At 34.7% G+C, this 14429-nt stretch carries 17 protein-coding genes and 1 pseudogene; 5 read left to right on the top strand and 13 right to left on the bottom strand.

What is annotated here, in order from left to right; translation table 11 throughout:
• Window positions 1–105: 105 nt before the first annotated feature.
• The 5 genes and pseudogenes from ACLU24_RS08215 to ACLU24_RS08235 form a co-directional block, all read right to left on the bottom strand.
• Window positions 106–702 carry an HD domain-containing protein gene (locus ACLU24_RS08215; protein ID WP_412611762.1) on the bottom strand — a complete coding sequence of 199 codons (597 nt, stop codon included), beginning with the start codon at window positions 700–702 and terminating at the stop codon, window positions 106–108.
• Window positions 703–718: 16 nt separating this feature from the next.
• Window positions 719–1247 (bottom strand): annotated as a pseudogene (locus ACLU24_RS08220) (GNAT family N-acetyltransferase).
• Window positions 1248–1278: 31 nt separating this feature from the next.
• Window positions 1279–1920 (bottom strand): Vat family streptogramin A O-acetyltransferase, encoded by a 642-nt coding sequence (locus tag ACLU24_RS08225; RefSeq protein ID WP_412611764.1) that lies wholly within the window; start codon window positions 1918–1920, stop codon window positions 1279–1281.
• 23 nt (window positions 1921–1943) lie between these two features.
• Window positions 1944–2684, bottom strand: a complete 741-nt coding sequence (locus tag ACLU24_RS08230; protein ID WP_412611767.1) for a class I SAM-dependent DNA methyltransferase — start codon at window positions 2682–2684, stop codon at window positions 1944–1946.
• The gene (locus tag ACLU24_RS08235; protein ID WP_412611769.1) at window positions 2681–2992 is read right to left on the bottom strand and encodes a YerC/YecD family TrpR-related protein; all 312 of its coding nucleotides are present in this window, start codon (window positions 2990–2992) and stop codon (window positions 2681–2683) included. Before ACLU24_RS08235 ends, ACLU24_RS08230 begins: the two co-directional genes overlap by 4 nt.
• A gap of 515 nt (window positions 2993–3507) precedes the next feature.
• Here ACLU24_RS08235 and ACLU24_RS08240 point away from each other — a divergent pair.
• Genes ACLU24_RS08240 through ACLU24_RS08255 form a run of 4 tightly spaced genes read left to right on the top strand, consistent with a single transcriptional unit; the run spans window position 3508 to window position 5468 of the window.
• Complete coding sequence (locus ACLU24_RS08240) at window positions 3508–3903, top strand: hypothetical protein (protein WP_412611771.1); 396 nt, start codon at window positions 3508–3510, stop codon at window positions 3901–3903.
• Window positions 3900–4154: a hypothetical protein gene (locus ACLU24_RS08245; protein WP_412611773.1), complete on the top strand. Its 255-nt coding sequence runs from the start codon at window positions 3900–3902 to the stop codon at window positions 4152–4154. The genes ACLU24_RS08240 and ACLU24_RS08245 overlap by 4 nt, the downstream gene beginning before the upstream one ends.
• Before the next feature lie 13 nt (window positions 4155–4167).
• Window positions 4168–4464, top strand: coding sequence for a phage holin family protein (locus ACLU24_RS08250; protein WP_412611774.1), 297 nt, complete (start codon window positions 4168–4170; stop codon window positions 4462–4464).
• A gap of 2 nt (window positions 4465–4466) precedes the next feature.
• Entirely contained in the window at window positions 4467–5468 is a 1002-nt protein-coding gene (locus ACLU24_RS08255) for a GH25 family lysozyme (RefSeq protein ID WP_412611777.1), read from the top strand.
• A 241-nt stretch (window positions 5469–5709) separates the two neighbouring features.
• Here the strand turns inward: ACLU24_RS08255 and ACLU24_RS08260 are convergent, their stop codons facing one another.
• From ACLU24_RS08260 to ACLU24_RS08280, 5 genes are all read right to left on the bottom strand, one after another.
• The gene (locus ACLU24_RS08260; RefSeq protein ID WP_412611780.1) at window positions 5710–8046 is read right to left on the bottom strand and encodes an ATP-dependent Clp protease ATP-binding subunit; all 2337 of its coding nucleotides are present in this window, start codon (window positions 8044–8046) and stop codon (window positions 5710–5712) included.
• Between the two features lie 207 nt (window positions 8047–8253).
• Window positions 8254–8856, bottom strand: coding sequence for a CDP-alcohol phosphatidyltransferase family protein (locus ACLU24_RS08265; RefSeq protein WP_412611783.1), 603 nt, complete (start codon window positions 8854–8856; stop codon window positions 8254–8256).
• A gap of 19 nt (window positions 8857–8875) precedes the next feature.
• Window positions 8876–9508 carry a CvpA family protein gene (locus ACLU24_RS08270; protein ID WP_412611785.1) on the bottom strand — a complete coding sequence of 211 codons (633 nt, stop codon included), beginning with the start codon at window positions 9506–9508 and terminating at the stop codon, window positions 8876–8878.
• A gap of 394 nt (window positions 9509–9902) precedes the next feature.
• Entirely contained in the window at window positions 9903–10157 is a 255-nt protein-coding gene (rpsT, locus tag ACLU24_RS08275; protein ID WP_412611788.1) for a 30S ribosomal protein S20, read from the bottom strand.
• A gap of 140 nt (window positions 10158–10297) precedes the next feature.
• Entirely contained in the window at window positions 10298–11047 is a 750-nt protein-coding gene (locus ACLU24_RS08280) for an ABC transporter ATP-binding protein (RefSeq protein ID WP_412611791.1), read from the bottom strand.
• A gap of 262 nt (window positions 11048–11309) precedes the next feature.
• Here ACLU24_RS08280 and ACLU24_RS08285 point away from each other — a divergent pair, with 262 nt between their 5' ends.
• Entirely contained in the window at window positions 11310–11882 is a 573-nt protein-coding gene (locus ACLU24_RS08285) for a PduL/EutD family phosphate acyltransferase (protein ID WP_412611794.1), read from the top strand.
• Between the two features lie 124 nt (window positions 11883–12006).
• On the opposite strand, the gene ACLU24_RS08290 is transcribed toward ACLU24_RS08285, so the two are convergent.
• The 3 genes from ACLU24_RS08290 to der form a co-directional block, all read right to left on the bottom strand.
• On the bottom strand, window positions 12007–12159 hold the full coding sequence (locus tag ACLU24_RS08290) for a hypothetical protein (RefSeq protein ID WP_022264374.1): 153 nt from the start codon (window positions 12157–12159) through the stop codon (window positions 12007–12009).
• A 214-nt stretch (window positions 12160–12373) separates the two neighbouring features.
• Window positions 12374–13081, bottom strand: a complete 708-nt coding sequence (gene plsY, locus ACLU24_RS08295; RefSeq protein ID WP_412611798.1) for a glycerol-3-phosphate 1-O-acyltransferase PlsY — start codon at window positions 13079–13081, stop codon at window positions 12374–12376.
• A 14-nt stretch (window positions 13082–13095) separates the two neighbouring features.
• A complete protein-coding gene (gene der, locus ACLU24_RS08300) occupies window positions 13096–14421 on the bottom strand; it encodes a ribosome biogenesis GTPase Der (RefSeq protein ID WP_412611801.1) in 1326 nt (441 codons plus the stop codon).
• Window positions 14422–14429: the final 8 nt, after the last annotated feature.

Consider the following 14429-nt stretch of genomic DNA (forward strand, 5'->3'; position numbering starts at 1 on the left):
CAAGTTCTTCAATTTCTTCTTTTTATGCACAACCTGTAAATTGAAAAATAGTAACTATCAATAAAATACACATAAGACAACCGCCAGGTATTCGTTTATTAAAAATCATCTATTTTCAATCCTTCCTTTCTCGACATTAGGCATAATGAAATTATCTCTTGAATAATCCCAAAGGACTTGTGAACCATATGCTGTATTCTTATTTCTGCCAAGTATCTGTCTTAAAAGAACCTTATGCTCAGCCCACGCTTTACCATCTGTTGCAGAATTAAGCATAACAGGCTGAAAGTTATCCATAGTATGAGCGAATTTCGCTTCAGGCGTTTCGCCTTGCTCAAATTCTTCCCACAGATTTCTGAATTTTTCGGCTTGGTCTTGAGGAAGTATACCAAAAATTCTTTCGGCAGCTTTAACTTCACGCTCACGCTGAGTTTTTACCGCCTCAGAATCATAGGCATATGTATCGCCAGCGTCAATCTCAACAATATCGTGTATAAGAAGCATTGTTACTGTTTTCAATATATCAATATTTTCATTTGCATACTCGCTCAAAAGAACAGTCATTATCGCCATATGCCATGCGTGTTCAGCATCATTTTCCTTATGTATGCCGTCTGTGAGGTAGGTTTGACGCTTAATAAATTTTTCCTTATCAATCTCTCTACAAAATTCTATCTGCTTTTCAAGTCTTTCATTACTCATTAGCTTCACCTCAAAATTATGACCTTGTTATTGCATAATAACTTACATCGCAGACAACTTGATTATTTCTGTTAGCTTCTTTTTTGTACCCTCGTAAACCATTCCACACTTTTTCATAACCTTACCTGAATTTGGATTCTTGATATCATGTCCTGATTCAATACGCTTTACGCCAACCTCATCAAAGAAAAAGTCTATCAATGCTTTGAGAGCTTCGGAAGTAATTTCTCTGTGCCAATACAATAGCCGATATGTACCATTTCGGTTTCATTATCTTTGGCAACAACTCCAATAGAACCAATAGGCTTGTCATTGCTCTTCGAGGTTATTACCCAGTGATAGTAGTCATCGTTTTTATACGATTCAACTCAATCAGTAAAAATCATTTTTGTAATATAAACACTGCTATGGGCAGGCCAAATCAAATATTTTGTAACTTCATCATCAGATGCCCAATTTCTATACATAGCGTCAGCATCATCTAAAGTAAATCTGCGTAAAATCAATCTTTCGGTTTCTATATTTTTAGTTCCTATGTGCTTCATTGTTATCACCTTTCTTGAAAACATATTTATTTCAGTTTTTATCTAATTCTTTTATTTTTTCTATATCGTGGCTGCACAGTACATCTAAATTCTTAAAAATTTTTTCCGGAGACCAATCCCACCATTTTAATTTCAAAAGGAACTCTATCATTTTATCGTCAAATCTTTTTCGTATAACACGGCAGGGATTTCCTACTGCAACTGAATATGGCGGAATATCTTTAGCAACCGTTGTGTTAGCTCCTATTATACAGCCATCACCAATATGAATTCCCGGCATAACTGTTACATTCTGTCCAAACCAAACATCATTTCCTATAACGGTATCACCTTTTATCGGTAAATCACATAAAGATGGTGTACTTATTTCCCAACCGTTTCCCATAATATTAAAAGGATATGTTGTAACACTATTCATTCTATGATTCGCGCCATTCATAATAAACTCTATACCTTTCCCTATAGCACAAAACTTTCCAATTATCAGTTTATCACCTATAAATTCATAATGATGTGTTACATGTCTTTCAAAATCCTCAGGATTATTTATATCATCATAATAGGTGTAATCTCCAATAATAATATTTGGATTCTTTACAACATTTTTTATATAACATAAGCTTTTAATATTTGGATTAGGATAGAGGCAATTCGGATTTGGTCCATAATTCATAAAGATACATCTCCATATTTTTATCAATTATTAGCTGCAACAAATATTTTTCTTTCGCTTTCCGGCTTTGGCTCATCAAAGCTCATATCATCATATATCGCAAGAACTTGCAAGCCCGCCTCATCAAGCCATTGGATTAAATCCTCATCGCTGTATGCTCTCTCAGAAAATTCCTCTGTTTCACGAAAATATAAGCCGTTTTCATCGGGAATAAAGAAATCAAGGGTTATATTTACAATATCGTTTTCCTTATCAAGCTCATTTTGCCACGAACAAAAAACTTCATCTGTATCAAAGATAAAGCAATTATCACACAAAACCTCTCTATGCTTGTAGAGTGTATTTACATCAAAAATAAACAAACCGTCCTTAGAAAGATATTTAGCAACTCGCTTAAAGGTTTCTTTCACATCTTTAGGATTAGTCAAATGATTTATGCTGTCGAGGGTACATATACAAGTATCAATTTCACTTGCAAGATTTAATCTTTGCATTTTTTGGCAGATAAATAAAATCTGCTCATCTTCAGAACATTTCTGTTGTGCCTCTGAAAGCATATCAATAGACGCATCAACGCCAAAAATATCAAAGCCTCTGCGATAAAGTTCAAGGGTAAGAGAACCTGTTCCACAAGCTAAATCGAGGGTTGTTCCAGCTTCTCTGCCAAAGGATTTTATAAGCTTTTCGATATATTCGGCTCTATCTTTATATTCAACATTTCCTGTTAAGCCGTCATAAAATTCTGCAAATGCGTTGTAGCTCATTCCTTATCTTCCTTTTTTTGATTTTCAGCAAGGCGTTTAAATGCTTGTGTATAACCGTCACTGCCATAGGACAAAGCACGATTTACCCTGCTTATTGTCGCTGTACTTGCTCCTGTATCTTTAACAATATCTGCATAAATTTCATGATTTGAAAGCATATATGCTACTTTAAGTCTTTGAGCCATTGCGTGTATTTCTTGAACTGTACATAAATCATCAAGAAAACTATAACATTCTTCTATGGAATTAAGATTTAATATAACTTTGCAAAGGAATTCTGTATCTTCATTTACAATTTTCGGGTTCATAGCATTTTCCTCCGATAATACCATTTTAGTGTAATAAAATTTTAGCATATAAAAGCACGAAAGTAAAGGAGCAAAATATCTTATCATAATGTGAGTTCAATAAAAATTAAAAGTTTCACTCAAGGCGAAATGTCTCCGCCTTCAAGATGCGTCTAAATTTTAAAAATTAAAAGTTTTGTTCAAGTTTTTCTTCAAAATTATTATTAATAGCTATTATCAAATCAACATTAATATAAATCATAAAGATTTAGCAGTTAAATTTATACACAAATTGTGTCTTTTAACTTGACACACAAAAACAAATATTCTATAATTAAATATAGAAAGTCTTGACGAAATTGTCATATAAAGTTTTCTCCGTCAGCTTTATATTAAGTCCGAACAGTATTAGTAAGCTTTCTTATGCGTGATATTAACAATTTGTCTTGGAAGTATTTCAAGTCAAATAGTAATATAACGCTATTTTTTGACCAATCATATACACATATAGTGTATATGATTAAAAAGGAGGATTCATGACAGAAATTATTATTTCGGCTAATAAAAGAATTAGCTTGAAAAAGACCGAAAATTCCTATTATGGAGAATCGTTAGCTGATATTTTTAAACTTCTTATCCCTTGTCGTATAAACGGAATTTCGGCTGAAGATACTTCCATCAGTTTTTGTTTTTCTACTCCTGATGGAAGCTTAGAAAAAATTTCGCTAAATGAATATGGCTTTGTAGCAACAAGATTAAGAAGTTACTTTACCTTTTATTTTCGTCCAAACAAAAAATTTTACAGCAATATTGGCAAGGTTAAATGCTGGGTTGAATTTAAAAGCGGTGAAATTCTTATCAAATCCAACATTTGCGAAATTGAAATTCAAAAACATTTTTGTAACAAATTGCAAGAGGTAATCATAAAATGAATATAGAAATCATATTAAGTTTATTATCTGCACTTTGCTCGCTTATAGGTTCTCTCGGCGGTATTTTAGTTACCTCAAAGCTTAATCTTTACCGTCTTGAACAGCTTGAAAAAAAAGTTGACAAGCATAACAATCTTGTTGAAAGAATGTACGAAATTGAGAAAACTGTCACAACGGCAACTCGTCTTTATGACGAGGAAATCAAGGTTATCAATCACCGTATCAGCGATTTAGAGCAGGATTCAAAATGAAGGAGGGAGTATATTGGATATCACTGATTTTATAAAGCCTGAGTTGCTTATACTTGTACCTGTGCTCTATATAGTAGGCTTAGGGCTTAAAAAGACTTCGCTTTCCGATAAATTTATTCCATTAATTCTCGGTGCAAGCGGAATAATTCTTTCAGCAATATGGATGTTCACTACCTGTGAAGTACTTGATCAACGCTGTGTTCTTACAATAATTTTTGCATCTATCACACAAGGTATTCTCTGTGCAGGGACGAGTGTTTATGCAAATCAAATCTATAAACAGCTTTTTAATAAAAAAGGAGAGAAATAGTTTTGCAAGAAAAATTGATTGATGTATCGACTTGGAACGGCAATATTGATTGGGATAAGGTCTATAAATCAGGCGTAAGATACGCTATGATTCGTTCAAGTTTTGGCGTAGAAAATCCTAATCAAATCGACAATAAATTTATCAGAAACATTGAAAACGCCATCAAGGCAGGCATTAAATGCGGTATTTATCATTATAGTTATGCAAAATCAGCCGCCGAAGCAAAAAAAGAGGCTGAATTTTGCTTAAAAACAATTAAAGGTTATAAGATAGATTTGCCCGTTGCTTTTGACATTGAGGATTCTTCGCAAACTCATCTTGGCAAAGACACTCTTACAAGCATTGTTATTGCCTTCTGCGATAAGATTAAGTCTGCCGGTTATACACCAATGTTATATTGTAACCCCAATTGGCTTAACAGTTACCTTCACAAAGATAAGCTAATAAGCAAATATGATTTATGGTTGGCTCACTGGGGTGTATCTTCACCTGCTTTTGAATGTACAATTTGGCAATACTCAGACAGTGGTAATGTGTCTGGTATTTCAGGAAATGTAGACCTTAACTATATTTATAAAGAATATTCTTCAGGCTCAAAACCAAGTAAGCCAGCTTCTACAAAGCCAACTGAAAAACCTGATAAACAAACTTCAACTATTAAAGTCGGTGATAAAGTTACCGTTAAGAATCCTATAATTTATGGCACCAATAAAACCTTTGCCGTCTATGAAAAACAGTATGATGTTATAGAGATAGTCGGTGATAGAGCTGTCATTGGCATCGGAAATCAAATAACTTCAGCTATTGCAGTAAGCAATATAAGTAAAGTCGACAGCACAACTTCGACTGTAAAATCAGATAAAGTTTATTATACAGTTAAAAGTGGCGACACACTTAGCTATATCGCATACATATATAGCACAACCGTAGATAAGCTTGTATCGCTCAATAACATCAAAAATAGAGATTTAATATATGTTGGTCAACGAATCAGAGTAAAATAATTGAATAACACAAAATGCACTGTTTGATTCTTCAAGCAGTGCATTTTTTAGTAACCTCATTATATCAAATTCTTATCGAGCTTATATTAATTACTATATTTAAGTAAAAACAAAGCTGATTTCACTTCAAAACGAAATCAGCTTATTTCTTAAAATTTATTTTTAGCAATTTGAAATATTTCGTTTTAATCTTTATTCCAATTTTTTTGTAGATATATCGCTCTTATTGGAGTTATATATTTTAAAGTACATCGAGTTTTAATTCGTCACCATTTGCTCCGAGGTGGATTCTACCAATCGGAACACTTCTATTATCAATAATCGCAGAAGCTATCTTATCCTCAACCTCTTTGCGTATTACATTTCTAAGGTCACGAGCACCACTCTTACCACCATATGCCTTCTTAGCAAGAGCCTTCTGTGCATTCTCGTCAAATGTAAACTCTATTCCCTTTTCTGCGAGAGAGTCTATATATTCACTAAGCATAAGCTTTGCAATCTTGACAAAATCGTCCTCATTAAGATGACGGAAAACTATAATTTCATCTATACGGCTTATAAATTCAGGTCTTAAAAATTCTGATAGCGCTGCATAGACCTTTTCTTTTGTTGCGTCTTCTTCTGTTTTGCCAAAGCCAAGTGCGTTTTCTTTCTTATTGCTTCCTGCATTAGAGGTCATAACGATAACCGTATTTTCGAAATTAACCTTTCTGCCATGAGCATCGGTGATAACGCCTTCATCAAGGATTTGCAGAAGAATATTCAAAACATCAGGATGAGCCTTTTCAATTTCATCAAAGAGTAATACAGAATATGGTCTGCGGCGAACTTTTTCAGTAATCTGACCTGCTTCATCGTAACCGACATATCCCGGAGGTGAACCAATAATCTTAGAAACCGAATGTTTCTCCATATATTCGGACATATCAAGTCTTATAAGAGTTTCCGGAGTATCGAAAAGCTCCTTTGACATAACCTTTACAAGTTCTGTTTTTCCTACGCCGGTAGGTCCTACAAAGATGAATGAAGCCGGTCGTCTTCTTGGACTTATCTGAACTCTTGTACGCTTAACTGCAGCTGCAAGAGCTGAAATAGCTTCATCTTGACCAATAAGCTTTTCACGAAGTCTATCTTCAAAGCCGGCAAGCTTATTAAGCTCATTATCTTGAACCTTTGATGCAGGAATGCCAGTCCAAAGTTCGATAACGTGTGCTATATCTCCCTCTGTAACCTTACAGCCAAGCGCTTCATCCTTAATATCATCAACAGCCTTTTCAGCAACAGAAATATCATATCTTAGCTTTGCGAGCTTCTCATAATCAACATCTGTTTGGCTCTCTATATCTTCTTCTTGCTTTTTCATATCGTCAAGCTTGCTCTTATTTTCGTCATACTCCTCAAGTCTGACATTTCTAAGCGAAGCATAGGTACAAGCCTCATCGAGCAAGTCAATGGCCTTATCCGGCAAGAATCTATCTGTAATATATCTTTCTGAAAGTCTTACAGTTTTGCGGACAATCTCATCTGTAACAGATACTCTATGATATGTCTCATAATAGTCTTTGATACCGGAAAGAACCTTAATTGTATCATCAATAGATGGTTCTGCAACCGTAATAGGCTGAAAACGCCTTTCAAGAGCAGCGTCATTTTCAATATACTTTCTATATTCAGCAAAAGTTGTTGCACCTATAACCTGAATAAGTCCTCTTGAAAGTGCAGGCTTCAAGATATTTGCCGCGTCCATAGAACCTTCTGCTGCACCTGTACCGATAAGGGTATGAATTTCATCAATGAACAGAATAATATTTCCGTCCTCCTGAACCTCATCAATAACACCTTTAATACGACTTTCAAACTGTCCTCTGAACTGAGTTCCGGCTACAAGTGAAGTAAGATTAAGCAGGAAGATTTCTTTGCTTTTAAGACGGAACGGAACATCACCACTTGCTATTCTAAGAGCCAAACCCTCTGCAATAGCTGTTTTACCTACACCAGGTTCACCTATAAGGCAAGGATTATTCTTAGTTCTACGGCTAAGAATTTGAATAGCTCGTTCAATCTCCTTTTCACGACCTATAATTCTATCAATCTTTCCCTCTTTAGCTTTCTTGATTAAATCATCACAATAAAGCTCGATATGCTTTCTCTTTTTCTGCTTTTTCTTATCTTCTTTTTTCTTCTCTCTATCAGACTTTTTATCATCTGATGATGATTTTTCACCCTTTTTAGCTAAATCGTCCTCTGGTTTACCCATAGAGAAAAGATTTTTAAAGAATGGCGGAAATGTTGGTGCGCCGCCTGTTGTATAGCCGTCATCACTTTCATCCTCAGAATCTGAAGTGTCATCATCTGGAAGATTTGCCATATCTGTTTCTGCATTCATCAGTTCGTCCATCTGCTCTTGCATAGCATCGAAATCTTCCTCGGAAATTCCCATCTGATTCATAATATCTGTAACCTGCTTGATATTTAATTCTTTAGCACAAGAGAGGCAATAACCTTTTGTATCATTACCGTCATTTCCTGTACTTACAAACACAACAGCAGGTCTTTTTTTACATCTTGAACATAACATTATTTTCCACATCCTTCATTTAGGAGTACATAATCAACAAATTAATTATGTCTTACTTAACACAATAAAAAAACTATTTTATTACCCTTAAAATGTGTCATAAAAGATTTATAGCCTATTTTCTAAAAAAAGTCAAGCGAATTAAGATATTTAAAGTCATAAACCGCCTATTTATTTGCATATGATAAAATACAATTTTTATTTATCTTAATTTTTGCTTCCAATCTTTTCTACATCAGGATTATTTCTATTTTTTATAAGTTTAACAAAAATTATAGCGTAGCTTACGAATGCAACTATCATGGCAATAAGCGTAAGACTCATAAGAATAATATCCAAAACATCATTTTTATACTCAAAAATAGCACTTAAACATACCATTGTCGTAATACTTACATAAAATATTGCTGTTGCAACCTTGCCGTACCATTTTGCGGCAGGTGGTCTTATCTTCATACAAAGCAAAATGGCACCGCCTATAAGCATAAGTATATCTTTCGACATAAGTATAATAACAATCGGCCATACGCTTGGGAATAAGATTGCAAGGCAAATAACCACCGCAATAAGAGTAAGCTTATCGGCTATCGGGTCTAAAATCTTTCCAAGCTGAGTAACCTGATTAAATTTTCTGGCAATTGCTCCATCAAACATATCAGAAAGTCCTGATATTAATAAATATATACCTGATTCTATAAATCTTTCATTCAAAAAAGAAATAATCAATGGCACAATTATCACAATACGAATAAACGACAGGATATTTGGCACGGTGAGATTCTTTTTTAAAGCATCTATTCCCTTGCTCATAATTCCCTCCTTGAAAATACTATACACCAGTTACAATTGAAATAATAAACGATGGAATATTTACACTATAAAGAAATTTAAATAATATGCTTGAGTTAACCGCAGAATTAAATGATGAAAACGCTTCTAAGTCCATAGTAAGAACTATTGCATCTATCAAAACAATAAGCATCATTATTATGAACACAGATTTTACTAAACCAAATATACAGCTCATAGCATTATTAAGCGTTTTTAGTTCTGTATTTACAAAATGTTTAGAAAATTTTGAAGACAATGTTATTATAATAATCAACAGAATTGTAAAAATTATAACCATATTTATTTTGGTCATATATGAAATAGCATAAGGTGCAATATACTGTTCTATTGATTCTTTGATTGTAGTTGAACTGTTTATACCACTCTGAGTAAGCAAATTTGATGAATTCACGCCGTCAAGAGTCAGGGCGTTTCTTATAAATTTGGGTAGCACATTAAATACATCTTCCGAAGTGAATCCATTGGAATTTGAAACGACTGAGCCAATTAAATTCAGAAGATTATTCTTAAACATAGAACTATAACTTATTATTACTATAAAATAACCAACAAATGAAGCAATAACAGCCGATATAATCTCACCAACAAATTCGATTATAGATATAATCAAACCTCGTTTAATACTCGTTGCTGTAACTAAGATTACCACAAACAATACAAAAAAATCTAAAATTACACTCAAAACATTCATACTTTTATTTTCCCTCTTACACCCACAATTATCTGTTTTTTAAAAATCATCGTATAAATTATCCTCATTTAAAATCGAAAAATTTGTAAAATAACAGATAAATATATAATATCACATAAGAAGAAAAAGCACAACACATAAATTTAGCAACATTCATAGCCGATTTTTTATAAAGTCTTACAATTTTATTTTATTGTATTATTTATGTGGTATAAATTTAAATTATTAAAAATTGGTAAAAGAAAAACGCCTTTCGGTGCTACCGAAACAGCGTTTAAACTTAACCGCATTGGCATTATAAATCAAACATTAATCAGACAGCAGCCTTACGGACAAGTGCTGATTTCTTTCTTGCAGCGGTATTCTTATGAAGAAGACCCTTAGAAACTGCTCTGTCGATACTGCTTATAGCAGCACGAACTGCTTGCTCCTTATCTGCCGCATTGTTTTCGATAGCTGTATTTGCCTTCTTAATAGAAGTTTTAAGTGCGGAATTAGCAGCCTTATTTCTCGCAGTTTTAACAGCGATAACTTTAACACGCTTCTTAGCTGACTTAATATTAGGCATATGTGGCACCTCCTTTTTAAATGCTCTCGTAATGAATATAATAACATAATTCGGGCAAGATTGCAAGTATTTTTTTGTTTTTGATAACTTAACCGCACTAAAGCTTATTTAACTTAAAAAATATGTTTAAATATACAAGTTTATTTTTTATTTTTAGATTCGTAAACCTTTAGAACATCTGAAACCTTACCATCACAAACAACTGTACCACTTTTGAGATATATTGCACGAGTACAGATTTCTTCGACACTATCTTTACTATGGCTGACAAAAAGGACGGTTACATCCGATTTAATCAAATCTTTAATTTTATTTTTACACTTCTTCTTAAAGCTTGCATCGCCAACGCTTAGAGCCTCATCAACAACAAGTATATCCGGCTCTATATTGATATTTATAGCAAAGCCAAGACGCATTTTCATACCGCTTGAATAGGTTCGGACAGGCTGGTCTATATATTCGCCAAGGTCGGCAAATTCTACTACCCTATCCTCCATACCCTTGATTTCTTTATCCTTCAAGCCAAGAAGATAGCCCTTGAGATATATATTTTCTCTGCCTGTCATTTCATTTGAAAAGCCAGCTGTAAGCTCAAGCAAAGCAGCAACTCTGCCTCTTACTATAATATCACCTTTATCAGGAAATGATACTCCTGTAATCATTTTTAAAAGTGTAGATTTACCGGCACCATTGTTTCCAACTATACCGACAGATTCACCTTTATATATCTTAAAGCTTACATCATTGAGTGCCTTATGCTTATGAAGCTTTTTAGAATGATAAAATAAAGCTGAAAATTGCTCTCTGCTGCTTTTATATAATGTATAGGTTTTACTTACATTTTTAAACTCAATAATAGGCGTTTCCTTAGCCTCAATTTCGTTGCTCATATATGCACCCTTTCATCAGGAAATAAGCTTATTATTTCACAAAACCGATGATATAACCATCATACAGCCGTAAATTCCCTACTATAATAAGAATTTTACATTTATAAGCATTATTTGTCAATAAGCGTATTGATAGACTTATTTTAAATTTAAATCTAAAATTTATGTAAATCATAAAAATTACAAGCTAAAAGCACTTTACATTCGCAAAAAACAGGTATAAAATAATACCATAACTCATTTATGATTGGAGAAGATAACAATGAAGGTTATGGTTGAAACATCTGCACGCCATGTGCATGTAACGCAGGAAACTCTTGAAAAGCTCTTTGGTGCAGGAGTTACACTCACTAAGAAAAAAGACCTTTCACAACCTGGACAATTCGCAAGTATGGAAAGAATTACTATTGTAGGTCCTAAGGGTGAAATGAAAAATGTTTCTATCCTTGGCCCTGTAAGAAAAGCTGACCAGGTTGAGCTTTCACTTACCGATTTGAGAAAAATCGGTATTGCTGCTCCTGTTCGTGAATCCGGCGACATTGAGGGTACTCCCGGATGTAAGCTAATCGGTCCTGCCGGTGAAGTTGATATTGAGAAGGGTGTTATCGCTGCAAAGCGTCATATTCACTTTACCCCTGAGGACGCAAAAAAATTTGGCGTTAAGGACAAGCAGATTGTCAGTGTTGAAGTTGGCGGAGAAGGCAGAAAGCTTATCTTCGGCGATGTTGTTGTAAGAGTAAGCGAATCCTATGCAGCCGCTATGCACATCGACACAGACGAATCTAATGCAGCAGGTCTTCCCGGAACTGTTGAGGGCGAAGTTATTGTCGGCTAAAAGTTAATACATAATATAAAAAACAGCAAAGCTTTATCTTACAAGCTTTGCTGTCTCTTTATAGCTAAAAAGAAAAACAGCGTGTATCAAACAAAAACTGATACACGCTGTTTAATTTAATAAATTACTGAATTGAGCAATCGAGATAATGTTCAAGCTCTTCCTCGTCCTTCTTTTTCTTATCCTTAAAAATAAGAAATGCTGTAACAGCAGAGGCAATCGCAACAGTACCTGCAACAATCGCTATAATCCAACCAAAATTTTTCTTGAAATTCATAACTTGCACCTCCGTTAATTTATCAAGTAACTTATTCATATAATAATCTATTTTAAACAAAAAGTCAAGCAATATAACCAAGTATTCAAAAAAAGTACATAAAAAATTGTTACAAACAGTGACTATTGTAAAAAACATTTCCCGACAAAGTTCCAAAAAAATCGCCACAACCTATCATAGTTGGCTGTGGCGATTCAGAATTTTATATGTATATTTACTTCTTTGCAGTAATCTTTTTTTCTGTACCGTTCATAATTCTTTTGATGTTGTCCTTGTGTCTATATATAACCATTATTGCTATAATCAAAGTAATAAAGGTCGCAAAGAATACAAAAACAAGCGAATTAGACGGGTTAGGCATATAGTCTAAGAAGTATCTGAAGCAGAAAGTAGTAATCGGATAAACTGCCGCATTTACCAATGCACACTTAGAAATAACCTTTGTTGAAGCAAACATAATTGCGAACACAACAAGCGCAGCTACAAGAGTTCTCCAATCTGTCATAAGCATAACAGAAGCAGTTGTAACAACGCCCTTACCACCCTTAAATCCATAAAAAATCGGATACATATGGCCTAAAACACAAGCTAAGCCTGCAATATAGAAAGCATATTGCCTTATAAGACTCATTTTTTCGCCGTGGAAGCCTATAAGAATAAGATATGCAATCAGAATGGAAACAACGCCTTTAAGAAAATCTCCGATAAATGTTACTATCGCAGGACCTTTTCCGACAGTACGCAGAACATTTGTAAATCCTGCATTTCCACTGCCCATAGTTCTTATATCCTTATGAGCAACAATTCTTGTTGTAATGATTGAAGTATTTATACTTCCGATAAGATATGCAATAACCGCCGCAATCAAAATATAAATGCCATACCCGCCAAAAACAAAGCTAAATTCTTCACCAAAACTCACGCAAAATCACACTCCTATTCTTTATCTCCACGCTCACGAACTATAAATCGCACTGGTGTCCCCTCTAAACCAAAGGTATCTCTGATTCGGTTTTCAAGATATCTCTGATATGAGAAATGGAATAAATCCGATGAATTTACGAAGCATACGAATGTTGGTGGCTTTACAGAAGCCTGAGTCATATAGTAAATCTTAAGTCGTCTACCTTTGTCTGTCGGAGGCTGAACACGTGCAGTAGCTTCAGCAAGAATATCGTTGAGCATACCGGTCTTTATTCTCATCGCATTAGCATTAGCCGCAGCGTTTATATGCTCAAAAAGGCTATCTAAACGCTGACCGGTCTTTGCAGAAATAAATACTATTGGTGCATAGGACATAAACGAGAAATCATTTTCAAGGCTTTCACGCATCTTTTGCATAGTCTTTCCGTCTTTTGCAACAGCGTCCCACTTATTAACAGCAATTATACAAGCCTTGCCGGATTCGTGTGCTAAGCCTGCAATTTTAGAATCCTGATCTGCAAATCCCTCTGTTGCATCAATCATAATAACGCAAACATCGCTTCTTTCGATTGCCATTTTCGCACGAATAACACTATATTTTTCGATTTCGTCATCAACCTTGGTCTTTCGTCTTAATCCTGCTGTATCAGTAAAATTAAACTCGCCGAAATCATTCTTTACAAGCGTATCGATACTGTCACGAGTAGTACCGGCAATATTAGAAACTATGCAGCGTTCCTCACCTGTAATACGATTAATAAGAGAAGATTTTCCGACATTAGGTCTGCCAATAACTGCAACATTGATAATTTCGTTATCTTCATCGTCATTGGCTTCCTCTGGGAGCAAATCATAAACAGCATCAAGCAAATCGCCCGTACCTGTTCCGTGAACAGATGAAACCTGAATAGGGTCACCCAAACCAAGATTATAAAATTCATAAAATTCAGGGTCAGGCTCACCAATTCTGTCGCACTTATTTACGCACAAAACAACAGGTCTGCCACTCTTTTGGAGCATTGTTGCGACCTCTTGGTCAGTAGCTACAAGACCTAATTTTACATCTGTAACCAAAATAATGACATCAGCCGCTTCTATGGCAAGCTGAGCCTGTCTTCTCATCTGACTCAGGATAATATCATTAGAATAAGGCTCTATACCACCTGTATCAATCAGCGAAACCTTTCTGTTTCTCCATTCACATTCTCCGAAGATTCTATCCCTTGTAACGCCGGGCGTATCGTCGACTATTGCAATACGCTTTCCGATAAGCTTGTTAAAAAGCGTACTTTTGCCGACATTTGGACGGCCGACAATCGCAACTACTGGTCTTGCCATATTATCAA

The sequence above is a fragment of the Pseudoruminococcus sp. genome, assembly GCF_047012705.1.
In the GTDB taxonomy this organism is placed as follows: Bacteria; Bacillota; Clostridia; order Oscillospirales; family Acutalibacteraceae; genus Pseudoruminococcus.